General features: G+C 60.2%; 19 protein-coding genes and 1 pseudogene. 4 read left to right on the forward strand and 16 right to left on the reverse strand.

Annotated elements, in window-relative coordinates:
• Nucleotides 1–50 precede the first annotated feature (50 nt).
• Both AC3IYG_RS11195 and AC3IYG_RS11200 read right to left on the reverse strand, forming a co-directional pair.
• Complete coding sequence (locus AC3IYG_RS11195) at nt 51–1,415, reverse strand: DUF1329 domain-containing protein (protein WP_489313773.1); 1,365 nt, start codon at nt 1,413–1,415, stop codon at nt 51–53.
• Nucleotides 1,416–1,439: 24 nt separating this feature from the next.
• A complete protein-coding gene (locus tag AC3IYG_RS11200) occupies nt 1,440–3,104 on the reverse strand; it encodes a DUF1302 domain-containing protein (protein WP_489313774.1) in 1,665 nt (554 codons plus the stop codon).
• 409 nt (nt 3,105–3,513) lie between these two features.
• Between AC3IYG_RS11200 and AC3IYG_RS11205 the strand changes: the two genes are divergently transcribed.
• Both AC3IYG_RS11205 and AC3IYG_RS11210 read left to right on the forward strand, forming a co-directional pair.
• On the forward strand, nt 3,514–4,359 hold the full coding sequence (locus AC3IYG_RS11205; protein WP_489313775.1) for an SDR family oxidoreductase: 846 nt from the start codon (nt 3,514–3,516) through the stop codon (nt 4,357–4,359).
• Nucleotides 4,360–4,470: 111 nt separating this feature from the next.
• The gene (locus AC3IYG_RS11210) at nt 4,471–5,376 is read left to right on the forward strand and encodes a DMT family transporter (RefSeq protein WP_489313776.1); all 906 of its coding nucleotides are present in this window, start codon (nt 4,471–4,473) and stop codon (nt 5,374–5,376) included.
• A gap of 17 nt (nt 5,377–5,393) precedes the next feature.
• On the opposite strand, the gene AC3IYG_RS11215 is transcribed toward AC3IYG_RS11210, so the two are convergent.
• From AC3IYG_RS11215 to AC3IYG_RS11255, 9 genes are all read right to left on the reverse strand, one after another.
• Nucleotides 5,394–6,176, reverse strand: coding sequence for a tyrosine-protein phosphatase (locus AC3IYG_RS11215; RefSeq protein WP_489313777.1), 783 nt, complete (start codon nt 6,174–6,176; stop codon nt 5,394–5,396).
• Between the two features lie 2 nt (nt 6,177–6,178).
• Entirely contained in the window at nt 6,179–7,378 is a 1,200-nt protein-coding gene (locus tag AC3IYG_RS11220; RefSeq protein ID WP_489313778.1) for a phosphotransferase, read from the reverse strand.
• Nucleotides 7,375–8,412 (reverse strand): amidohydrolase family protein, encoded by a 1,038-nt coding sequence (locus AC3IYG_RS11225; protein WP_489313779.1) that lies wholly within the window; start codon nt 8,410–8,412, stop codon nt 7,375–7,377. The genes AC3IYG_RS11220 and AC3IYG_RS11225 overlap by 4 nt, the downstream gene beginning before the upstream one ends.
• A 197-nt stretch (nt 8,413–8,609) precedes the next feature.
• Entirely contained in the window at nt 8,610–9,971 is a 1,362-nt protein-coding gene (locus AC3IYG_RS11230; RefSeq protein WP_489313780.1) for a DUF1329 domain-containing protein, read from the reverse strand.
• A gap of 27 nt (nt 9,972–9,998) precedes the next feature.
• Complete coding sequence (locus tag AC3IYG_RS11235; protein WP_489313781.1) at nt 9,999–11,660, reverse strand: DUF1302 domain-containing protein; 1,662 nt, start codon at nt 11,658–11,660, stop codon at nt 9,999–10,001.
• A gap of 63 nt (nt 11,661–11,723) precedes the next feature.
• On the reverse strand, nt 11,724–13,229 hold the full coding sequence (locus AC3IYG_RS11240) for an aldehyde dehydrogenase family protein (RefSeq protein ID WP_489313782.1): 1,506 nt from the start codon (nt 13,227–13,229) through the stop codon (nt 11,724–11,726).
• Nucleotides 13,226–14,845, reverse strand: coding sequence for a GMC family oxidoreductase (locus AC3IYG_RS11245; RefSeq protein ID WP_489313783.1), 1,620 nt, complete (start codon nt 14,843–14,845; stop codon nt 13,226–13,228). Before AC3IYG_RS11245 ends, AC3IYG_RS11240 begins: the two co-directional genes overlap by 4 nt.
• 68 nt (nt 14,846–14,913) lie before the next feature.
• Nucleotides 14,914–15,123 carry a ferredoxin gene (locus AC3IYG_RS11250; RefSeq protein ID WP_489313784.1) on the reverse strand — a complete coding sequence of 70 codons (210 nt, stop codon included), beginning with the start codon at nt 15,121–15,123 and terminating at the stop codon, nt 14,914–14,916.
• Nucleotides 15,120–16,388 (reverse strand): cytochrome P450, encoded by a 1,269-nt coding sequence (locus AC3IYG_RS11255; RefSeq protein WP_489313785.1) that lies wholly within the window; start codon nt 16,386–16,388, stop codon nt 15,120–15,122. Before AC3IYG_RS11255 ends, AC3IYG_RS11250 begins: the two co-directional genes overlap by 4 nt.
• 244 nt (nt 16,389–16,632) lie before the next feature.
• Between AC3IYG_RS11255 and AC3IYG_RS11260 the strand changes: the two genes are divergently transcribed.
• Nucleotides 16,633–17,256 carry a TetR/AcrR family transcriptional regulator gene (locus tag AC3IYG_RS11260; protein WP_489313786.1) on the forward strand — a complete coding sequence of 208 codons (624 nt, stop codon included), beginning with the start codon at nt 16,633–16,635 and terminating at the stop codon, nt 17,254–17,256.
• A gap of 3 nt (nt 17,257–17,259) precedes the next feature.
• Here AC3IYG_RS11260 and AC3IYG_RS11265 read toward each other — a convergent pair whose 3' ends face one another.
• Together AC3IYG_RS11265 and AC3IYG_RS11270 are read right to left on the reverse strand one after the other, a co-directional pair.
• Nucleotides 17,260–18,171 carry a LysR family transcriptional regulator gene (locus AC3IYG_RS11265; RefSeq protein ID WP_489313787.1) on the reverse strand — a complete coding sequence of 304 codons (912 nt, stop codon included), beginning with the start codon at nt 18,169–18,171 and terminating at the stop codon, nt 17,260–17,262.
• Between the two features lie 92 nt (nt 18,172–18,263).
• Nucleotides 18,264–18,503 carry a hypothetical protein gene (locus tag AC3IYG_RS11270; protein ID WP_489313788.1) on the reverse strand — a complete coding sequence of 80 codons (240 nt, stop codon included), beginning with the start codon at nt 18,501–18,503 and terminating at the stop codon, nt 18,264–18,266.
• Between the two features lie 126 nt (nt 18,504–18,629).
• Between AC3IYG_RS11270 and AC3IYG_RS11275 the strand changes: the two genes are divergently transcribed.
• A complete protein-coding gene (locus AC3IYG_RS11275) occupies nt 18,630–19,217 on the forward strand; it encodes a helix-turn-helix domain-containing protein (RefSeq protein ID WP_489313789.1) in 588 nt (195 codons plus the stop codon).
• An 84-nt stretch (nt 19,218–19,301) separates the two neighbouring features.
• On the opposite strand, the gene AC3IYG_RS11280 is transcribed toward AC3IYG_RS11275, so the two are convergent.
• From AC3IYG_RS11280 to AC3IYG_RS11290, 3 genes and pseudogenes are all read right to left on the reverse strand, one after another.
• Nucleotides 19,302–20,228: a quinone oxidoreductase family protein gene (locus AC3IYG_RS11280; RefSeq protein ID WP_489313790.1), complete on the reverse strand. Its 927-nt coding sequence runs from the start codon at nt 20,226–20,228 to the stop codon at nt 19,302–19,304.
• Between the two features lie 96 nt (nt 20,229–20,324).
• Nucleotides 20,325–21,302 carry an MFS transporter gene (locus tag AC3IYG_RS11285; protein ID WP_489313791.1) on the reverse strand — a complete coding sequence of 326 codons (978 nt, stop codon included), beginning with the start codon at nt 21,300–21,302 and terminating at the stop codon, nt 20,325–20,327.
• Nucleotides 21,298–21,537, reverse strand: a pseudogene (locus AC3IYG_RS11290) (DUF1302 family protein); the annotation flags it as partial. The gene AC3IYG_RS11285 and the pseudogene AC3IYG_RS11290, both read right to left, overlap by 5 nt.
• Between the last annotated feature and the right edge of the window lie 42 nt (nt 21,538–21,579).

Consider the following 21,579-nt stretch of genomic DNA (forward strand, 5'->3'; position numbering starts at 1 on the left):
TCGTCAGCGCCCGAGCACGAACAGGCTCGTACTCGGGTGCGGTAACGTGATCAGCGCTGGGTGACCCGCGAGACGATGGCCTCGGGCTTCATTTCGCGCTCGGAAAGTGGCGTGTCGACAAACTTGTAGCCACCTTTCAGGGCATCGTTGACCAGGGCGTACATGCCCTTGTTGAAGTCATAGATGACGTTCTTCACGTTGTAAGGAATGTCCTTGTCGTACAGCTGCACACCGCTGAGGAACATCGAACGATACAAGGCATTGTTCTTGTCCCAGGCGTCGTACAGGCCTACCCCAAAGGTGTCCTCGTCGAGGTAATAGGTGCGCTTGCTATACACGTGACGCTTACCCGGCTTGAGCGTGGCTTCGACGACCCAGACGCGGTGCAACTCCCAGCGCTCGCATTGCGGATTGGCATGGTCGGCCAGAAATTGCTCGTCCTGCTTGCAATCGAAGTAGAACTTGTAGGCGTTGTTAGGGATGTACATCTCCTTACGCCCTACCAGTTTGTAATCGAAGCGCTCCTGGCTACCGGAGAACATTTGCAGTTCGTCGAACAGGGTCACCCCACCCTGGCTGGCCACAGGGGTATCGAAGGCGAACTCAGGGGCCAGTTTGACCCGGCGCTGCCCTGGCGTGTAGCTGAAGGCGCGGCGCGGTTTGGCCAGCGGATCGAGGTAGTCGCTGAGCACGACCACTTCACCGGAACGACGTGCCGGGTAGTCATTGCGCGAGAACACCCGGGCATACATCAAGGGATCGCGGTCAGCCTGCGCCACTTGGTAGAACGGCACCTCCTCGAAGGTGGCCTGCTCGGCAGCCTTGGTCACCTGACCGTTGCTATCGATGACCCAGCTGTTGGAGGACGAGGTGGTGGAGTAACCGGCACCGATCTTGTAGCGCAGCTGCTGGTTCCAGATCACCTCGTTACCGGTTTTCGGGATCGGGAAAGGCAAGCCGCCGCGGCAGGCTGGATCGACCGCCAGGCCATCCTTCTGCACGGTGCAGCCGGTTGCATTGCGTATTGTCGCGTCCACGACTGCCTTGGGATAGGCAGCCGTACGGTGGCTCGGGTAAATATCCAGGTAGTACTCTGGATACTTTTTGAGCAGGGTTTTTTGCCCCTCGCTCAGCTTGTCGGCATATTGATCGACGTTTTTCGAGTCGATGCGAATCAAGGGTTTTTCATCTTTGAAGGGGTCGACCCAGAAACCGCTGTCCGGCTTGAAGCCGGCCGGTGCCTGACGCAGGCCACCTTCATAGGCAGGAATAGTACCCTCGGCGTTGCCGGCTTGAATGGCGCCCCAGGGGGTCAGGGTTTTGCCCAGCTCGGCAGCTTCTTCGGGGCTCACCGCAGCGAGCGCACAGGCCGACAATCCACTCAAGGCAATAGTTAGTACGAGTTGGAGTTTCATAACCAGTCTCCGATCTTGGAATTATTAAAAGGAGGTCTTATAGGTGAAGGCTAGCCAGCCGCGGTCTGTGCCGCCTACGGCACCGTTGCCATTGATCATCCGAGCACCATTAGCGTTAAGCGAGTTCTTTTCCTGTGCCGAGGTATCGGCATAGCGCAGGCTGAACTCATGCTGCTGGCGGTAGGTCATTTTGGCGCCAACTGACCAGGACAGAGCCCCTTCACTGCCACCACCGGCAGTGGCCGCGTTGCCGTCCAGGCCGTAGTTGACGGTAAACGGTACATCCAGGGTCCAGGATGGCAGGACCTCCACGTACTGAGGGGTGTAGTTCACCGCAACGGCATAGTAGTCATCGGTCGAGCAGCCATCCGACTTATCCCCTGCCAACGCAGCTTTTTTCACATCCCGGCACGCGGCGAAACCTTCACCTTTATACAGTTCCTCGTGGGAGGTCACCTTATCCAGGTGGCTGTAGGCAAACTCGGCAACCAGGGTAGCGTTATTGGCGATGAAGTTACGCGGCACACCGTATACGGCGTTGGCAACGAAGTGGATGGTGTTACCACGCGGCCCCTCGTCATCCAGCAGACTGACCCCTGTGGCATTGAGTGCTCCGTCCTCCCGATAGGAAAGATCCGCACCGACGGCTGCACCACCGATGGCCTTGGAAATACTCACGCCATAAAGTTTGACGTCACGCGGGTAAACCAAACGGTACGAGCGCGCGGCGGCATTCACCTGCGGAGCCAGCCAGGCTTGGTAATCGTCGAACTCGCGGTAGTAAGCACCCACCGTGCCCTCGATCGCCTCGATGTCCAGCTTGGCCATCACGCCCCAGTTCTGCCCATCGCGGCCACGCTTGGAGGTGGCGTGGTTGAGGTTGAAACCTGGGGCCGCCGGCAATCGGTCAGGGCCTTCGAAGAACGGATCCGCGGCGCCGAAATACGTGCCGCCGTATGGAAAGCGGGTGTGATCCCACTCATAGAAATATTGACCGGCAATCGACAGGTTGTCGGTGACCTGCGCCTTGGCCGAAACCTGTCCGATGGGCAGGAACACTTCTTTGGTCTCGATACCTGGGCTGGTGACCGCTTTCACCGCATCGGTAGGTGCCTGCGAGTAGGACACGGCGTGCGCGCCAAACAGCAAGCCCTCGCCCCAGAACAATGCATGGCGCCCCACTTTCAGGTTGACCGGCGCGGCGCCCAGGTTGAAGTTGCTCCATACGAAGGCATCGAGGATCTCGCCTGACGGGCCATTGACATAGCGCTCCACCTCACTGCTGTAGCGGTTGTCGTTATAGCTCGTCGAGAACCTTGGGACGCTGCTTTCGACCGTGGTGTCATCGTAGGCGTTGTCGTACCAACCCGCCGCACTGACACGCCCGCCAAAATCGTTCTTGTAGGAAACGTCGAACTCAGTCAGCAGATCCAGGCGATTGGTGACGATGTCGCCCTTGTCGAACTTGCCGTCGGACTCGTCGAAGTTCGGGTTGTTGAGGATCTTTTGCTCCTGATCCTCCATCCGCATGCCCAGGTTATAGCGCACGGTGTTATCCCAGCGCACACGAAGGTCGGGGTTGCCGACATCGAGCTGCAGGGCAGTAGCACTTCCGGCAGAAGTCATGATCGCGAGCGCAACAGCGCTGCGGGTAAACACGTGCCGACCATGCTTGGTCATGTCTTTCATACGAGTCACCTTTTATTTTTATTTTCAGTCGTTTATGTGAGGTCGGGTGAACCGATGCAGCCTCTGTAACGTGCGGGTGCTGTGCACCTCGCTTAAGCCTCGTGGGTGGTATTGCTTGTGCTCCAAGCGGTAAAGCACCCTCGCGGCTGGAAATCAAATTAACCGAGAAAAACAAATAATTCCATATAAAGATTTCAGTTCTATATTCAGAATAAAATTCTGAATCGTCATTCTGAAACCAGCCCCAGCCGAGAAAGCCTGAGAAATCTCCTTGGCACATATTGCACACAAAATTGGTAACTGTTCAATTATGTTTTGCTCTGCGCCTGCTTTGCGCTTTAATGAGCCACCTGGGGTGCCCTCGAAGCGCCTTTACTTAGCTAACAAGAACAACAGGAGCTGACCCGCAATGAACATCGACTTGAGCGGCAAACGCGTCATCGTCACCGGCGCATCGCGGGGTATAGGTCTTGCCATTGCTCACGCCTTTGCCCTGGAAGGCGCCCGCGTGGCCATTTGTGCCCGCAGTCTGGAAGCGGTGAATAGCGCAGCGGCCCAACTACAGGAAAACGCCCAGGCGGTGCTGGCTCGAGTGGTGGATGTAACCGACACCCAAGGTGTTCAACACTTTGTCAGTGAAGTGGTCGAGGCCTGGGGTGGCGTGGACATTCTGGTCAATAACGCCGGCCAAGGGCGCAGTGGCAACCTCGATACGCTCACCCCCGAGGCCATACTTGAACACGCCAATGTGCTGCAAATGGGCCATTTCCGCTTTGTGCAGGCGGTGGTTCCGCACATGCGCCAACAGCGCTGGGGGCGAATTATCGAAATTAATGCCCTGGCGGGCACGGTGCCGACCCCGGATGGCATTCCCTCGGTGATCAACCGCGCCTCGTGCATCGCCCTCTCCCGCTCCCTGGGCATGTCCCTGGCCAAAGACAATATTCTGGTCAACAGCCTGAACATGGGCTGGATCGACACCGGCCAGTGGGACCGCCACTACAAGGAAATGGGCCCAGGCGTAAGCCGCGAAGAGTTTGATGAGATGGTGATGAAGGTGGTCCCGATTGGCCGCTATGGCAAACCGGAAGACGTCGCCGGCATGGTGCTGTTCCTGTCCAGCGAGTACGCCAGCTTTATCAGCGCCGCCTCCATCGACATTGCCGGTGGCATGGGTGGGCAGATCGCCTACTTCCCTACCCTCAAGCGCGACTTTGCCGCCGCCATCAAGGCGCGCCACGCTGCCGCCGAATAACTCGACCGTGACGTGGGGTGTGCTGCGCGCACCTCAACAATCACCGATAACCGCGAAAAAGACGGTCGGCCTCGGTGCGCACAGCGCACCCTACGAGTTGGCGAACCTGCGATGAACCTGCTGCTACCTGTCCTTGCCACCCTCATCTGGGCTGCCAGTACGGTGGTCAATCGCCTGTCGGTGGGGGTTATCGACCCCGCAGCGATCTCCTTCTACCGCTGGCTGACCGCGCTGTTGGTGCTGTCGCCGGCTTTGTTGCCCAGGGTGTGGCGCTTGCGGCGCGAGATTCGCCCATATCTCGCCAAACTCTTGGTGCTGGGTTTGCTGGGGATGTCGCTGTACCAGTCGCTGGCGTATTTCGCTGCGCACACTGTCAGCGCCACCTCCATGGGCCTGATTCTGGCGACCATGCCCCTGCTCACCGTGTTTTTGGCGTTCCCGGTGCTGCATACCCGGCCAACACGGACGCTCCTGGTAGGTGCCCTGGTTTCTTTTGCCGGGTTGGCCTGGCTGCTGGCCGCCGGTGATCTACCGTCGTTATGGCAGCACGGGGTTGGCCGAGGGGAACTGATGATGATGCTGGCGTCACTGTCGTACGCGCTGTACTGCGTGCTGGTGAAGCGCTGGCAGATTCCGCTGCCGACCTGGGAAAGCCTGTACGTGCAGATTGTCTTCGGCACTATGCTGCTGGTGCCGCCCTTTCTGCTTGCGTCCTCGATCGCGCTGACCGCGAAAAATATTCCGCTGGTGCTGTTCGCCGGGCTGTTTGCCTCGGCATTGGCACCGGGATTGTGGATGCGCGGATTGGAAACACTCGGCGCAGAAAAGACCGCCGTGCTGATGAACCTGGTGCCGCTGTTTACCGCCGTGTTGGCGATTTTGCTGTTGGGGGAACAGCTGCACCTGTACCACGCGGTGGGCGGTGGTTTGATTTTGCTGGGGATCGGTTTAGCACAGTGGCGCCCAGCGCCGGTAGAGGCCATACCGGCGGCTCCACGCCATACTCGTAGGAGCTAGCTTGCTAGCGAAGCTTTTTAAACGAGCACGGTATTGCGCAGCGCTTGGATACCCGCGTCATTTAGCCCACTAAACCGCTGCACATAACGATCAAGCCCACCGTATTCGCTATTGATCACGGCGTACGCGGCATCCAGATACTCCGGCCGCGCATCCAGCACGGCATCAATCGCCGCTTCGCTGACAGGCTCGCGCACCATGCGGGTGACGGCATTGGTCATCGCTTCCTGCCGCTCGATATCCAGTTGCCTGAAACGCCGCGCTGAGAGCAGGTAGTCCGCCATGATCTGTTCGGGCTCTACCCCAAGGGTGTGCAACAGCAACGCAATCGCCACACCGGTGCGGTCTTTGCCCGCGGCGCAGTGAATCAGTACGGGCGCCTTGCCCGCCGCAAATAACCCGAACAGCGTCGGCAGGTGCGGTGCCAGCATGCCTGGCAGTCGCCGGTACACCTCCAGCATCATGCCGCGTGCGCCATCTGCTACGGGGTTGTCAGTCAGCATGGCGGCGATGCGTGGATCGGCCCGTACATCGCCGGTCACCTCCAGATGCAGGTGCTGCATCTCGCCCTCGGGCACCACACTCGGATAGCGCTGGCGTTCGCTGGTACTGCGCAAATCACAGATGGTTTTCAACCCGAGTTGCTGCAGGTGCAGCCAATCTTCGGCAGACAAGCGATGCAGTTGATCTGCGCGCAATAGATGATGGCCGGCGATAACGCGGCCGCCGTGAGCTGGCATACCTTGCAAGCTACGAAAGTTACCCGCGCCACTCAGGCGCAGTGTCGTCGGCTCACCCATGCTCAGTTCTCCAACAGGTGCCGATAGGCTTCTGTTAGCGGTCGTGCGCCCTGCCCCAGCGTAGGGCTGCGACGCGGCTTACGGCCATGGGTCAGCAGGCGGATGGTGCCGAAATCCTCGGCAGCAGCAAAAAAGCGCTCCACCATCGGCAGCCCGACCTGACCCCAGTCACCCATGTTGGACATCCAGGTCTGCATGCCCCACACCGGCCAGCGGCGTAGCTGTTCCCAGGCGGTGTCCTGACCCAGTACGCCCTCGGCGCCGAGGCTAATCAACTTCTCCCGGTAGACCCGCAGCAAACGCTGCGCATCCGCGCGACGCTCTTCTACCGTAAGCGCGCCGAGCATGAAGTACGCGACGTCGCGCCATGGCCGACCGCGCCGCGCCAGTTGCCAATCCAGCCAGATACGCTGGCCGTCAGCGCGCAAAAAGCTGTTGCCCTGATGCAAGTCGCCGTGAATCAAACAACTCGGCGAGGTCTGCTCCAGTTCGAAGGCTGCCAGTTCGTCGAAGGCATGGCTGAACAACTCCGGCGCCTCGTACATCCATTTCGGCAGCAGCTGTTGGTACTCGGGTTTGCGCAGATTGACCCTGATGTAGTTGTACATGCGCAGCAGGCCGTCAGTGTCCACCGGGTTAGCCATCGACACCGGCAGCCAGGCCTGGCGCTGCAACTGCGAGCTGCCCCAGGTGGCGCCATGCAAGGTGGCCAACGACTCCAGGCCCCGGGCGACACCATCGACGCCGAGGTGATCGGTGCTATGGCCAAACTGCCCCGCAGCCATACCGAGGTCTTCCATCATCACCACACCACGGCCGCCACCATCGGCGTCCCAGTCGGTGAAATAGGTGGTGGGTAATGGCGCATCGGACCAGGCGCGCGCCAGGTGATAAAAGCGCGATTCCAACTCGCAGTTATCGCCGCTCTCAAAACCCTCCGACCAGTTCGACTTCAAGCACACATGCGTCGGGATACCAGCCAGCTGACCCGCGTCATTCAGCTCAAGCTTGGCGCGAAACTTGGTGGTGTGGCCGTTGCGCACCTCCACTGCCGTCAGCGCCAGCACTTCAATGCCCGGGTAGCGTGGCTGCAGCAGCTGGGTCAGCCAGGGAGCGTTGATTTCGCTTAGCTGTCGTGGCAGCTTACCGCTGCGTTGTGGGTATGGCCGCCCGACCGCCATGGCCAGGAGGCTGTCGGTCATGGCGTAAGTACCAAGTTAGCGCTCGCCGGCACAGTCAGCTTGAGCAACTCGATAGCGTTACCGCTGCGAATCCGCTCGCGGTCTTCAGCGGACAAACCTATCCCGGCGGTGAGGTCGCCATGGTCGTAGGCGCCACCAAAGTTGGTGCCGTACAACAGACGCTCGGCGCCGACCACTTCGGCCACGCCACGGCGCAGGCCTGGGGCATGCACGTCGAGGTCGAAGTAGAAGTTCTGCATGTACTCCATCAACGGGCGTTTATTGCGCGAGTCCGGCGCCATGGCCCGGTTCAGCTCACTAAGGCGCCCCAACTGGAATACCGCCATGCCGCCGGCATGGGTGATATAGGTTTTCAGGGTTGGGAACACATCCAGCGCGCCGCCGCAAATCAGGTACCAGAAAAACAGCGTTTCATCGACGCAGTCACCAACGATGGAGGTGGTTTCGAACTTGTCGTCGGTGTGTTTTTCGCCCCAGTAAATCGACTGATTGAAGCCATGCACCATGATCGGCACATCCAGCTGGGTGAGTTTTTCCCAGACCAGGAACAGGCGCTCATCATGGGCTTCCAGGCCATTGAAGTTGGCCCCACCGACGCACACGCCCTTGGCCCCTAATAGGGTAACGGCGCGTTCGATCTCCTTGGCGGCATTTTCCGGGTCCGCCAGGTTGGCGTGGCACCAGAAGTCGAAGTGCTCGGGGTCGGCGCGGCAAAAGGCGGACAGCTCGTCGTTGCAGATACGCGCGTATTCATTGGCGAAATCCCCTGCCCAATACATAAAGCAGTGCGACGGCGTGGACATCACCAGCTTATCGACGCCCCGCTCGGCCATTAGCTTGCGGCGGGCGGTGTGGCTCATGCGCGCAAGGATATTGGCTTGCGCTTCGGCATCGTTGGCGGCCTTGGCCGGTTGTTTGGTGCCGAGGGAAAAATGCCCCACGGTCAGCCCCTGCACCTTCATGAACGGGCCCCAGAATTCGTGACGGTTAAGCATGCCTTCAGTCAGCAAGTGGGCGTGGACATCAATCAACATGAAGTTCTCCTTGTTGTAATCAGCCTGCATAGCGAACGGCGTATTGAGCGCCGTTGAGGGTGAAATGCACCGAAAATTATATAAACACATTTTTAATATGTGTTCATTTAATTCTGACTGATCTGCCTGCCCAGATGATTTCGACAGGCAAAAAAAAGCGGCCCTCTCAGACCGCAAATGCATGGTCAACCGGTGTATCAGCGCTGGGTTTCCTGCGAAACGATCGACTCGGGTTTCATATCGCGCTCGGACAATGGCGTGTCATGCACGATATAGCCTCCCTTCAGGCCGTCATTGAGCAGTGACCACATGCCTTTGTTGAAGTCGTAACTGACGTTCTTAACCGTGTACGGCAGGGTTTTGTCATACAGCTGCACACCACTCTGGAACAGCGCGCGGTACAGCACGCCGCCTTGGTCCCAAGCGTCATACAGGCCGGCGCCAAAGGTGTCTTCATCGAGGTAATAGGTGCGTTTGCTGTAAACATGGCGCTTGCCCGGTTTCAGCGTCGCCTCTACTACCCACACGCGATGCAGCTCCCAACGCTCGCACGCGGGGTTGGCGTGGTGCGGCGTGAATTGCTCTTCCTGACCGCAGCCGAAGTAGAACTTGTATGCGTTGTAAGGGATGTACATCTCCTTGCGGCCGACCAATTTGTAGTCAAAACGGTCCTGACTACCGGAGAACATCTGCAACTCGTCGAACAGGTTTACCCCGCCCTGGTTGGGTACCGGCGTGTCGTAGGCGAACTCTGGCGCCAACTTGATCCGGCGCATCCCCGGCGTGTAGCTCCAGGCACGGCGCGGTTGGCTTTGCGGGTCGAGGAAGTCGGCGAGAATAATTAGCTGCCCGGCGCTACGGGCCGGGTAGCTGTCCATCGCCCAAGCGCGGTAGTACAGCTGTGGATCGCGGTCGGTTTGTTTGACTTGGTAGTACGGTGCTTCCTCCATGGTTGCCGACTCTGCGGTCTTGGTGACCGAGCCTTGCGAATCCACCACCCAGCTGTTGGACGACGCCGTAGTGGTGTAGCCCGCGCCCTTGTAGCGCAGCTGCTGGTTCCAGATCACTTCGTTTCCATTTTGTGGCAGCGGAAACGGCAGGCCGCCACGGCATACCGGGTCTACCGCCAGGTTGTCCTTGGTGGTGTGGCAGGTGCTGGCGTTGCGCACGGTGGCATCCAGCATCTCCTGCGGGAACGCCGCCGTACGGTGGGTTGGGTAGATATCCAGGTAGTAGTCGGGGAATTTGCTCAGCAGCATTTTTTGCCCGCCGCTTAGGCGGTCGGCGTACTGCTCCATGTTTTTCGAGTTGATGCGCAGCAGCGGTTTTTCATCTTTAAAGGGGTCGACCCAGAAACCGCTTTCCGGCTTGAAGCCTGGAGGAATCTGCCGTAGCCCACCCTCGTAAGGGGGAATGCTGCCATCGGCGTTGCCGGCGATAATCGCGCCGAATGGCGTCAGGGTTTTACCGATTTGCGCGACCTGGTCGGCCGGTGCCGCGCCCAGACTGCAGGTGGCAACACTCAGCAGCGCCGCCGCCAGTGCAAATTGTCCTTTCATAAACAGGTACTCCGCTTCTTGGCTTTTTTAGATGGAGGTTTTGAAGGTGAAGGCCAACCAACCACGGTCGGTACCGCCCACGGCGCCGTTACCGCCAACGGTGTCACCGGGGATGTTTTTCGACTGGGCATCGCTGTCGGCATAGCGCAAGCCGAACTCGTAGCGCTGGGCATAGGTGAATTGCACACCGGCGGACCAGGTCAACGCGCCTTCGTTACCACCACCAGCCGTGGCGGCGTTGCCGGACAGGCCATAGTTAACGGTGAGCGGCACGGTCATATCCCACGATGGGAATATCGAGAGGTACTGCGGCGTGTAGTTGACGGCAACGGCGGCGTAGTTGCGGGTCGAGCAACCATCGCGTTTGTCCCCTGAACCCAGTGTGCCCACGCGTGGGTCTACGCAGTTGCTGCTGTTGTCACCGAGGTACAGCTCTTCGTGCTCAGTCACCTTGCGCAAGTGGCTATAGGCGAATTCGCCCACCAGGGTGGCGTTCTTGGCGATGAAGTTTCGCGGGACGCCATACACGGCGTTGGCAACAAAATGGAAGCTGTCACCGCGCGGCCCTTCGTCGTCAGTCGGGTCAACACCCACCGCGTTCAAGGCGCCGCCTTTGCGATAGGAAATCTCGCTGCCCACCGACACGGTGTCGAGCACACTGGAGAAACTCAGGCCGACCAATTTCACGTTACGTGGGTAAACCAGGCGGAAGCTGCCGGTGGCAGCTGACACCTCGGGCGCCAACCAAGGTTGGTAGTCATCGAACTGGCGGTAGTACAGGCCAAAGGTCGACTGCAGCGCCTCGACGTCGTACTTGGCCATTACGCCCCAGTTACCGCTGTCGCGGCCGAGCTTGGATTTTTCCCGCGTAAACGAGAAACCGGGGGCTACGGGGAGGCGGTCCGGGCCTTCGAAAAACGGGTCTGCGGCGCCAAAGTAGGTGCCACCGTAGGGAATGCGGGTGTAGTCCCACTCATAGAAATATTGCGCGGCCAGGGTCAGGTTGTCGGTGGCCTGAGCCTTGGCGGAAATCTGCCCGATTGGCAGAAACACTTCCTTGGTCTCAATGCCTGGGCTGGTGACCGCTTTGGCGCCATCTAAGGGGGCCTGCGAGTAGGAAATCGCGTGGGCGCCGAAGAGCAACCCCTCGCCCCAGAAGTTGGTATGCCGGCCAGCCTTGACGTTCACCGTGGCATCGCCAAGGCGGAAGTTCTTCCACAAAAAGGCGTCGAGTATTTCCCCCGACGGCCCTTCGGTATAACGCTTCACTTCTGAGCTGTAACGGTCGTTTTCATAGCTGGTCTGGAAGCCGGCGACGTTACTGTGCACATCGTTGTCGTGGTACGCCTGGTCATACCAGCCGGCGGCACTTAGTCGAGCGCCCCACTCCTTGCGAAAGGAGAAGTCCAACTCGCTGAGCACATCGACGCGGTTGGTGACGATGTCGCCCTTGTCGAACTTGCCGTCGGACTCGTCATAGTTGGGGTTGTTCATGATGCGCCGGTCCTGGTCTTCCATGCGCATGCCAAGGTTGTAGCGCACGGTGTTGTCCCAGCGCAGCCGATAGTCCGGGTTGGGCAAGTCGATGGGCGCAGCCAACGCACCACCGCCCTGCCCGAGGGTCAACTCACCCAGCACCAACAAAGCCAATGCGCGGCGTGCGCGCGCCTGTTTACTCATCTGTTTCATGCAAACCACCTTTTGTTTTTATTGTCAGTTGCTCATTTCCAGCCCCGCTCACGGGGCTCGCCGCTAGCGCCCGATGGGGTAGATGATGGATTTCTCCTGGGTGAACTCTTTCAGCCAGTTCGGCCCGAATTCGCGGCCGATACCTGAGCGTTTAAAGCCACCAATCGGCGCATACGGCAGGCTGCCGCTGCCACCGTTGAGGTACACGCTGCCCGCGCGAATGCGTTTGGCCAGGGCATAGGCGGTTGCGGCATCCGCTGAGGCAACAGCGCCGTTAAGGCCAAACCGGGAGTCGTTGGCGATGGCAACGGCTTCGTCGTCGGCGTCGAAACCGATCACCACACCCACCGGGCCGAAGATCTCTTCCTGGGCGATGGTCATGTCGTTGCGCACGTCATCGAACAGGGTGATGTCGCTGAAGAACCCTTGCTTCAGGTGCGCTGGGCGCCCGCCGCCGCATACCAGCGTGGCGCCAGCATCACGGCCACTGGCGACAAAATGCTCGACCTTGGCGCGCTGCGCCTCGCGAATCAGCGGGCCCATCATCACGCTCGGGTCGGCCGGGTTGCCGACCTTCCATTGCCCGGCAATGGCCTTGGCGGTTTGCACAAATTGCTCACGAACCGAGTGGTGCACCACAAAGCGCGTCAGCAGCGCACAGCCCTGCCCCGCATTCACGGCCAGCCCAGCGACGGCACCGAGGGCGGTGGCCTGAATGTCCGCGTCAGCACGCACGATTAATGCCGATTTGCCGCCCAGCTCCAGATGCACGCGCTTCAGGGTCGACGCGGCCTGGCTCATGATGCTGATGCCGACCGTCTCCGAGCCGGTGAAGGAGACCATATCCACCCGAGGGTCGCTGCTCAGTAGGCTGCCCACATCGATGCCGCCAGTAACGATATTGAGCACGCCTTTGGGCAGGCCGACCTCTTCGGCAATCTGCCCGAACAGCAACGCCGAATACGGAGTAAAGGGCGATGGCTTGAGCACCAGGGTGTTGCCCGCCAGCAAGGCCGGAAACACCTTGGCCAGGTTCAACAAAAACGGGAAGTTGTAGCCGGTAATCCCTGCCACCACGCCAATCGCCTCGCGCTCCACCGTGCCGCTACCGAGAATCATCGGCCCACCTGGGTTGAACGGGTTGGGGTTAGCGTGAACGGGAATTTGCAGGCTGTCGCTGTGCAACGATTGCTCGATAGCGATGAGCACATGGCCTAGCGGCATATCCACCTGCATGGCGTAGGTCACGCCTTGCGAGCAACCGACTTCGGCAATGATCAGCGCGGCAATCTGTTCGCGCTGGGCCACCAATGCCGTGTGCATGCGCCGCAGGTAGTCGGCGCGCTCGGCCATGCTCAGCCACGGCCAAGGGCCGTTATCAAAGGCAGTGCGTGCCGCAGCAATGGCCGCATCGGCGCTGCGTACGTCGCCCACCGGCGCATGACCGATCACCTCTTCGGTGGCCGGGTTAAGCACCGCTTCGCGCGGGCCGTCAGCGCCTACCCAGGCGCCATCGATATACAGCTTGTCCAACTGGGTAAAGGGAACGCTCATGGTGCTCTGGTTCATGGCGCTGTGCCTCCTGAGGTTTTGCCGGTAATGAGTTCCGCGGCACGCATGGCGATGGCCATGGCCGGAGCGTTGGTGTTGCCGGACACCAGGCATGGCATCACGGAGGTGTCGACCACCCGCAGGCCCTCGACACCTCGTACACGCAGCTCGGGGTCGAGCACCGAAGCGCTGTCGGCGCCCATGCGGCAGGTGCCGGAGACGTGGTAGGCGGTTTGGCCAAAGCGGCGGAACGCGGCAAGGATTTGCTCGTCGCTTTCCACCAGCGGCCCCGGGGTTAATTCACCAACGATGAATGGCTTGAGCACCGGCTGCGCAGCCAGGCGGCGGAACCAGCGAAACAACGAAATTGCTGAAGTGCGGTCGATCTCGGCACTCAAGTAATTGGCGTTGATGTGCGGCGGCACGGCGGGGTCTGCCGATTGAATGCGCACCTCGCCCTGGCTTTGCGGGCGCAGGAAGTAGCCGCCGATGGTCAGGCCGGGCTGCTTGTCGATTTCGACCTTGTTGCCGTCGCCATCCATGGAATACAGGCTCACGCCTATTTGCGCGTCCGGGCGGTCCAACTCTGGGCGGGTTTTGATAAAGCCGCCGGCCTCATGGGCGGCGTGCGTCATCGGACCTTTCTTGCGCAGGAAATACTGCGCCACCGCGCCCAGCAGGCCGATGCCATGGAAGCAATGATTGAAGCTGCCGCTGGAGACCCGGTACTGCATGGCCATGTACACATGCTCGCGCAGATTGCGACCCACCTCTGGGGCATCTTGCAGCACAGCGATACCGAGCTTGTTCAGCAGCTCGGCCGGGCCGATGCCGGACAGCTGCAACAGCTTGGGCGACTCGACGGCGCCGGCACACAACAACACCTCGCGACGCGCCTCGAAACGGGTCTTACCGGCACTGCCGTTGACCTGCACGGCTGAAGCGCGGCGCTCAGTGAACTCGATGCGCTGCACGTCGGTGCCGGTCAGCACCGTCAAGTTCGAGCGCTCGCGCACCGGATCGAGGAACGCCTTGGCGGCGCTGAAACGCTGGCCCTTCCAGGTGGTTTGCGGCTGGTACCCAAAGCCGCCGTGGCTAACGGAGTCAACATGGTTGGTGTCGTCGGTGCGCGCCACGCCAAGCGCACCGGCCGCGCTGATCACCGCGTCGCACAGCGCGTGGCCTGGCGGGTGCACGGTGACCTTGAGCGGCCCACCTACGCCGCGCCATTGGCTTTTGCCCAGTTGGTGGTCTTCCAAGGCGACGAACTGGCGGCCCATATCGGCCCAGCCCCAACCGGTGCAGCCTTGCGCTTCCCAGTTGTCATAGTCAGCAGGCGCGCCGCGCACATAGACCATGCCGTTCACCGAGCTGGAGCCGCCAATGGTCTTGCCCTTCAGCCACTGCTCGTTGTTCATGCCCTCGCCGCGCGCGGCCTGATAGCTCCAGACATGGGGGTTACCGGGGCTCAGCAATTTGCCAATGCCCCGGGGCATGGCGATTAATGGGCTGGTGTGGTCCGGGCCGCTTTCGATCAGCAGCACCGACACCTTCGGGTCGGCGGACAAGCGATTGGCCAGCACGCAGCCAGATGACCCCGCGCCGATGATGATGTAGTCGTAGGTTTTGCTCATTGTTGTTCTTCTTTTGCTGGTTTCTTTTAAGGCTTCTGCCGCAGGACCAATCAGCCCCATGGCGGCAACTACTGAGGTTCGACGGGACTATCGCGAACCGCGATCACCCGCTCCGGACAGGCCCGGGCTGCACGTTGTGCCAGGCCCTCCTGCCCCGCCGGCACGCTGAAGCCGCTACTCGCGATATAGCCGTTGTCATCCAGCGGATAGAGCGCGGGGGCGACGTTGTTACAGCGGGCATGGCCCACGCAGCGGGGTTGGTTGATCAGCACTTTCATGCGCTGGCCGCCTGTTTTGTTTGCGCTTTGGCAGCGGTCCTGGGCAAGTCCCATTGCAGGTGGAGGTCTTCCATGCCGAACACGCCAAAGGCGTTGAAGCGCGGTGTGCTGTCGTCGGCGATGCGGAACGGCGGTAGCTTTTGCAGCCACAACTCCATGGCAATCCGCAGTTCGCGGCGCGCCAGGTGCGAGCCCACGCAGCGGTGCACGCCATAGGAAAACGCCATATGCGGCGAAACACCGGCGTTGCGCCGGAAGTCGACCTTGCTGGCCTCGTCGAACCCCTCAGGGTCGAGGTTGGCCAGCTCGGTGCTGATCAGCACCATGTCGCCCTTCTTCATGGTGGCATCACCGATCTGAACGTCCTGGGTGACCGTGCGGCGCATGTTGACGATGGAGTACGAGCGCAGCAGCTCCTCCACCGCATCACCGATCAGTTCCGGGTTGGCCCGCAGTTGCGCTTGTTGCTCGGGGTTGCGCGCCAAATGACGAAAGAACAGGCCCAGGCACGAGGTAACTGTGTCCAGCCCGGCGATAAAAATCAGGAAGTTGATGCCAAGCATTTCATCGTCGGTCAGCGGCCGGCCATCAATCTCGCTGGTCAGCAGGTAGCTGGTGAAGTCGTCACCAGGGGTGGCGCGGCGTTCGGCAATGTGGTTGCGGATCCATACGGTGATGGCCCGCGCATTGTCGGTGACCACCTGCATGTCGAAGCTTTTGATCAGCGTCTGCGTCCAGTGCTGGAACAACGGCCGGTCTTCCAGTGGCCAGCCCATCAGGGTGAGGAAAATCAAGGTGGGAAAGGGTTTGGCAAACGCCTCGTTGAAATCGCAACGGCCCTGCGCCACCACATCGTCGATCAGCTGCGTGGCCAACTGGCGAATGTCCTGCTCCAGCGCCTCGACTTTTTTCGGGGTGAACAAAGGGTTGAGTAAGGCGCGGTACTTGCCATGCTCGGGCGGGTCGATTTCCAACGGCGCCAGGCGCCAGCTTTCACCGAGCAACATGGCGTAAGGCGTGAGTCCGACGCTGCTGAAGGTTTGCGGGTCTTGCAGAATACGCCGCAAGTCTTCGGCACGGCGTGGCACCCAGGTGCCGGGCAAAAACCCCAGGCGCGGAATCCAGAAAATCGGTGGGGTGGTCTGGTGTAACTCGGCCGCCCAGGCATAGGCGTTTTCACCTTGGGCGGTGAGTTCGGCCCAGAGGTCGAAGTCGCGCACCAGGTGCGGGGGGATGTGGGCGGGAACGGCTGGATCGTGGCTCATTTTTATTGTTCTCCAAGGCCTCTGACGGACTGGAGAAACGGTAAGACCGAGCTACTAAAGCCACAACGAACAGAACTTCGAATGTGTCCGGCAATGGTTAAATCATTAACACTTTGCTGAAAACTGTCCTACAAAACATCTTGCTTGCACAGAAAAGCTTATGTCACTGTTCAAGCATCACCGCCGTGCGACAACTGCGCGCGGCGCTACGACTCCAATAAAAATAGTTCTGCAGAGGTACAGGATGACTCACTCCGCTCCCGTACAAATGGTCGACAAAACCCTTTCCCACCAACGCCACGCCTTGCGCTCACAACGCACGCGCGAACTGCTGCTGGACCACATGTACCGCCTGGCCCTGGAGAAGGACTACGGCGAGATCACCGTGCAGGAATTGCTGGACCGCACGGGGGTGGCCCGCTCCACCTTCTACGCGCACTTTCGCGACAAGGAAGACCTGATTGTCGCGGGCTACGAGGCCATCGGCATGCCTTCCACCAAGGTCACTGAAGTGCGTGGCGACCGCCGAGTGGTGCTGGATGTATCGGCGTGGCTGTTCAGCGCCACCGAGCGCCATGCGGCGCTGACCACCTCGTTTTTCAGCGGCCCTGGGCAGAGCGTGATCCTCGCCCATTTGGAAAATATCCTGATCATTCAAGTGCGCGAGCACTACCGCAAACAGAGCCTGTACCAGGTGGCGGAAATGCGCGGCGAAGTGGCCGTACGTTGTTTTGTCGGCGCGCTGGTGGGCTTGTGGTTGTGGTGGGTACGCCACGACTACCCGAACACAGCGCGGGAAATGACGGATATCTTCGACAGCCTGATGAACAACGGCATCTGGCCGCCGGAAAGCACCGCGCGCCTGTAACGGCTAAGACGCGCAGGCCATGATCAGGAACTGCCGGAACGCTTGTGCCGGTTCCGACAAACGGTTATCCGGCAGCCAGATCAGGCCCAACTCCATCGGCGGAATCATGTCCACCAGCGGGCGGATTTCAATCTTCTTACCTTCCAGCGACCAGGCTCGGTAAAGCATGTCCGAGAGAATGGTCACGCCAAACCCATGCCCCACCAGTCCGCGTAACGCCTCCATCGACGAAGTGCGAAAGGCCACGTTGGGCGTCAGCCCGCGAGACTCCCAATAGCGCAGCGTTGAAGCGTCGCCCTCATCCACCGTGGCGAGGATATAAGCGTGCTCGGCGACGTCTTCGAGGTTGATCGAGGGAGCGTCCATCAGCGGGTGTTGGCTTGAGAGCCAGAGTTGCCGGCGGGAACGAATCAGTACTTGGTGGGCAAAGCCCTTCAGGTTCGGTGTATTGGAAACAATCGCCAGGCCCAGGTCAAGGTCGCCGTTACTCACTGCGGCCTCAATGCTCTGGCGGTCCATGTCGATCAGGTCGATCTCCACCTGCGGATAGCTGCGTTTAAAGCGCGCTAACAACGCAGGCAAAAAATACCCCAACACCGTGTATGACGCGCCAACACGCACGGTGCCCTGCATCGCATGGCTGAGAAATAGCGGCTCGCTGAGGGCGTCCTGCAGAGTGTCGAGGATATGCCGCGCATGCTGGGCAAACTTGTTGCCCTCGGCCGTCAGGGTGACGCCATAGGGCAGACGATCAAACAGGCTGACGCCCATGGTTTGCTCCAGGTGTAGCACCGCCGCAGTAATCGCCGACTGTGACACATGCGCCTTCAGCGCCGCCTGGGAGAACTGCCCAGCGTCAGCGGCGGCGACAAAATAGCGCAACTGACGCATAGAAATATCTTTGCCCTTGGTCATCTGAATTTCTAATACCTGCCACTTGAATATATGAAACAGCTCGGTCCGGGTGCTGGTTACACTCGGGATCGGGTAGCTGCCATGACGTATCGCTACCCTTCGAATTTCAGCGCCAACAATAAAAATTGCTGAAGGTTGAAGATGAACGCGATCCAGTACAGCGAGTACGGCTGCGAAGACTCAGGCCATTTCCTGACCGAGGCTTCGCTGGCTAAACAAGGCTTCGACATCCGTGTTGAACGGGCCCAATGGTCCAACGCCGGCACCGCCCTGATCGACACCGGCGACAGCTGCCTGCTGCGCCTGATGCTGCCCGCCAGCAACCAGGTCAAACCCAACTGCGGGACCTTTTCCCGCCATGGCGGGCGCCAGTTCCAGCCGCTAGGCAAACTGCTGTTTATTCCCCATGGCACCGAGTTCCACCTGCGCCACGATGCCTGCGAGCAAAAGGCTCTGGTGTGCGTGTTCGACCCCGCCTCCCTTGGCGGCTTGGCAGTTACCGCTGGAACTGGCAAGACAGCGTCAGCGAAGCCATGCTCAACCTGCAAAGCGGTTACCTGCATGCCTCCTTGCAGCGCCTGCCCGAAGAAGTGGCCAACCCCGGCTTTGCCAGCGAACTGCAAACCGAGTGCCTGCTCACCAGCATTGCCCTGGACCTGCGCCGCGAGTTTATCGACGCCCCCAGCGTTGTCAGCGACGCCGAACAGAGCACGGCAAAACTCAGCCCCCGGCAACTCAACATCCTGCGTGAACTGCTCGATGCCAGCAGCGATGAAGGCCGCTCCCTGCGCCGGCTAGCGCTGGCCTGCGAGCTGCCATTGCGGGCGCTGTCCAACCGCTGCAAAAACACTACGGGCATGACCCTGCGCCAGTACGCCGCGCAAAGCCGCCTGCAAAAAGCCATGGCGCTATTGGCCGACCCACAGTTGCTGGTTAAACAAGTTGCCTACCAAGCCGGCTTCAACAATGCCGCCGCCTTCAGCGCTGCCTTTCGTAAAGAACTGGGCGTAACGCCAGAAGAGTTTCGCCGCCAGCGCCAACGCTAAAACGCCGCTGAGCATTTCCTGTGAGAGAACCTTCAGGCTCGATGGTTTTCGAGGCTGAAGCCTCTCCCACAATGGTTTGAACCGTTAACGACGAATCGTGGCGGTGATTTTTGCGTGCGGCCCGCTCACTTGCGCGGCCCAGGCTTCAGCGGCTTGGTCGAGGGTGAAGTCCAGGTAATCGACCTGAATCTGCTGCTCTTTGGCGATTTTCAGCAGGCGCAGCCAGATCTGTTCGCGGTCCGTTGGCGGGCGTTGGCCGGTGCCAATGCACGACAAACTGCGGAACAACAAATCAGCGATATCCAGGTTGAGCTGGCGACCGGCACCCGTGCCGATGGTCATGATTCGCGCGCCCCAGTTGGTGGCTTTCAGTGAGGTCAACATGGGTTGCCCGCACACCAGGTCGAGCACCACATCAAAGCCGCCATCGGCCGCTTCTTTGAGCGCGGCAACATCGTCGCTGCCACCCAGGGTGACCACCTCGTCGGCAATGCCACGGGATTTCAAACGACCCAGCGCTTCGGCTGAGCGCGCAGCGCCAACCACTTTGCCCGCGCCCATACCACGCGCCAGTTGCAGGGCAATCTGGCCGAGGGTGCCGGTGGCGCCCAATACTAGAACCTTTTCACCTTTCTGAATCTCGGCTTTCTCCAGCGGTACGATGGCGCCGGTGGCGGCGATGCCCATGCTGATCGCGGTTTTATCGTCGACATCATCCGGCACGCTCCATACCTCGGCCTGCGGCACCAGAGTGCGCTCGGCCCAGGCACCGAATGGCAACACCGAACGTTCACCGAAGTACACGCGGCGGCCGTCGGGCGCCTTGCCCACCCCTTCACCACGAATGACACAGGGGTACTCCACACCTAGGCGATAGGCACCAAGGACGTCCCAGCCGCCCAAGCCTGCAGTGTCTACGTCAATCAGTACCGCGCCGTCTTGCGGTTGCGGCTCACGAAACTCACCGACTACCGGCGCCGCGTTGCGCTCGGAAATGATGGCTGCACGCATGACATTCTCCTTGTTTGTTTTGTTGTCGGGTTGCGCATTGGGCAATAGTTGTACATTTATCCGTTATTTGTCCATATATTTGAGGGTGCCGCCGGTTTAATTCGCCAACTGAGCTTCGGACTGATAGCGCGGATAACCGCCTAGCGTCAGCAACAGCAAGGGCCCGATCACGAAGCAGACAAAACTGAACAGCAACATCGCCGAGTAACCGCCGGTGAACTTGAACATCGCCGCAAACAGCAGCGGCGAAGTTGCCGCGCCGGCCGTAATCAGGCCCAGGTGCGCGCCAAACAGGCGGCCGTAATCACGCATACCGAAGTAGCGCGCAATCATGAACGCCGCTATGTCGAACTCAGCGCCAGCACCCACGCCCACCAACAACGTTGCGAGGGTGTACATGGCAATACTGGAGTCGCCGTAGGCAAAAATGCCGCAGGCAAATGCCGGCATCAGCAGCGCCAACGAGGCAACGCCGGGCGCCCATAGGCGGTCGATCAGATAGCCCACCAGCAAGCGGCCAAGAATCAGCGACACGCCAAAGCTGCTGAAGATCTGGCTGGCCTGTAACGCGCTCAGGCCACGGTCCTGCAGCAGCGGCACGATATTAGTGACCATGCCCACCACACAGGACACCACTAGCGTCATCGACAGGTTGCACACCCAAAACCGCCACGAGCGCAGTGCCTCACGCAGCAGCAGCCCGCCCGCTTGTTCGCTAACGGCAATAGGTTGCGCAGGGCTGTGGCTGGCATCGGCGGTTGGCAGCAACCAGCGCAATGTCAAGGGTAAGGCCAGCAACACCGGCAACACGCCCAGGGCTAGGAAACCAGCCTGCCAGTTCCAACGACCAATGGCCCAGGCGGTGATCAGCGGCAGCATGATCGCCGCCAGTCCGGAACCGCTAAGAATGATCGCCAGCGCCAGGCCACGGTTTTCCTCGAACCACAGGTTGACCAAGTGCGACCAGGTCACCTGCAAGGTGCCCAGCCCTGCCAGCGGCACGAGGAAGAAGCCCAGATAGAGCGTCCAGATCGAGCCTCCGATGCAGGTCAGGGTGAATACGCTGAGGCACATCGCCGCGATCAAACTTGGAATCGGACTCGTCGTAGGTGGCGTTGTTGGCCAAGGCGCTGCCACGTTCCTCAGCCCGTACACCGAGGTTGTAGCGCACCGTGTTGTCCCAGCGGGCGGTCATGTCTGGGTTGCCAGTATCAAACTCGGCGGCCTGACCATGGCCAGCGGTCAAGGCACACCCGGTCACGCTGAGCCACACGGCCAGGCTTAACGGCTTTAGCTTTGCGTTGTTCATCAACACTCCCGTCACGTTCTTGTTGTTATTGCCAGCCGAGGT

Source organism: Pseudomonas sp. KH_027, assembly GCF_057838565.1.

What these genes read in the sequence shown, in the direction of transcription:
- AC3IYG_RS11250 (WP_489313784.1), bottom strand. Translation starts at nt 15,123, where the DNA reads ATGAAAGTGCTGATCAACCAACCCCGCTGCGTGGGCCATGCCCGCTGT.
- AC3IYG_RS11255 (WP_489313785.1), bottom strand. Translation starts at nt 16,388, where the DNA reads ATGAGCCACGATCCAGCCGTTCCCGCCCACATCCCCCCGCACCTGGTG.
- AC3IYG_RS11280 (WP_489313790.1), bottom strand. Translation starts at nt 20,228, where the DNA reads ATGCGTGCAGCCATCATTTCCGAGCGCAACGCGGCGCCGGTAGTCGGT.
- AC3IYG_RS11200 (WP_489313774.1), bottom strand. Translation starts at nt 3,104, where the DNA reads ATGAAAGACATGACCAAGCATGGTCGGCACGTGTTTACCCGCAGCGCT.
- AC3IYG_RS11265 (WP_489313787.1), bottom strand. Translation starts at nt 18,171, where the DNA reads ATGACCAAGGGCAAAGATATTTCTATGCGTCAGTTGCGCTATTTTGTC.
- AC3IYG_RS11285 (WP_489313791.1), bottom strand. Translation starts at nt 21,302, where the DNA reads ATGTGCCTCAGCGTATTCACCCTGACCTGCATCGGAGGCTCGATCTGG.
- AC3IYG_RS11230 (WP_489313780.1), bottom strand. Translation starts at nt 9,971, where the DNA reads ATGAAAGGACAATTTGCACTGGCGGCGGCGCTGCTGAGTGTTGCCACC.
- AC3IYG_RS11210 (WP_489313776.1), top strand. Translation starts at nt 4,471, where the DNA reads ATGAACCTGCTGCTACCTGTCCTTGCCACCCTCATCTGGGCTGCCAGT.
- AC3IYG_RS11195 (WP_489313773.1), bottom strand. Translation starts at nt 1,415, where the DNA reads ATGAAACTCCAACTCGTACTAACTATTGCCTTGAGTGGATTGTCGGCC.
- AC3IYG_RS11220 (WP_489313778.1), bottom strand. Translation starts at nt 7,378, where the DNA reads ATGACCGACAGCCTCCTGGCCATGGCGGTCGGGCGGCCATACCCACAA.
- AC3IYG_RS11235 (WP_489313781.1), bottom strand. Translation starts at nt 11,660, where the DNA reads ATGAAACAGATGAGTAAACAGGCGCGCGCACGCCGCGCATTGGCTTTG.
- AC3IYG_RS11240 (WP_489313782.1), bottom strand. Translation starts at nt 13,229, where the DNA reads ATGAACCAGAGCACCATGAGCGTTCCCTTTACCCAGTTGGACAAGCTG.
- AC3IYG_RS11245 (WP_489313783.1), bottom strand. Translation starts at nt 14,845, where the DNA reads ATGAGCAAAACCTACGACTACATCATCATCGGCGCGGGGTCATCTGGC.
- AC3IYG_RS11260 (WP_489313786.1), top strand. Translation starts at nt 16,633, where the DNA reads ATGACTCACTCCGCTCCCGTACAAATGGTCGACAAAACCCTTTCCCAC.
- AC3IYG_RS11215 (WP_489313777.1), bottom strand. Translation starts at nt 6,176, where the DNA reads ATGGGTGAGCCGACGACACTGCGCCTGAGTGGCGCGGGTAACTTTCGT.
- AC3IYG_RS11205 (WP_489313775.1), top strand. Translation starts at nt 3,514, where the DNA reads ATGAACATCGACTTGAGCGGCAAACGCGTCATCGTCACCGGCGCATCG.
- AC3IYG_RS11225 (WP_489313779.1), bottom strand. Translation starts at nt 8,412, where the DNA reads ATGTTGATTGATGTCCACGCCCACTTGCTGACTGAAGGCATGCTTAAC.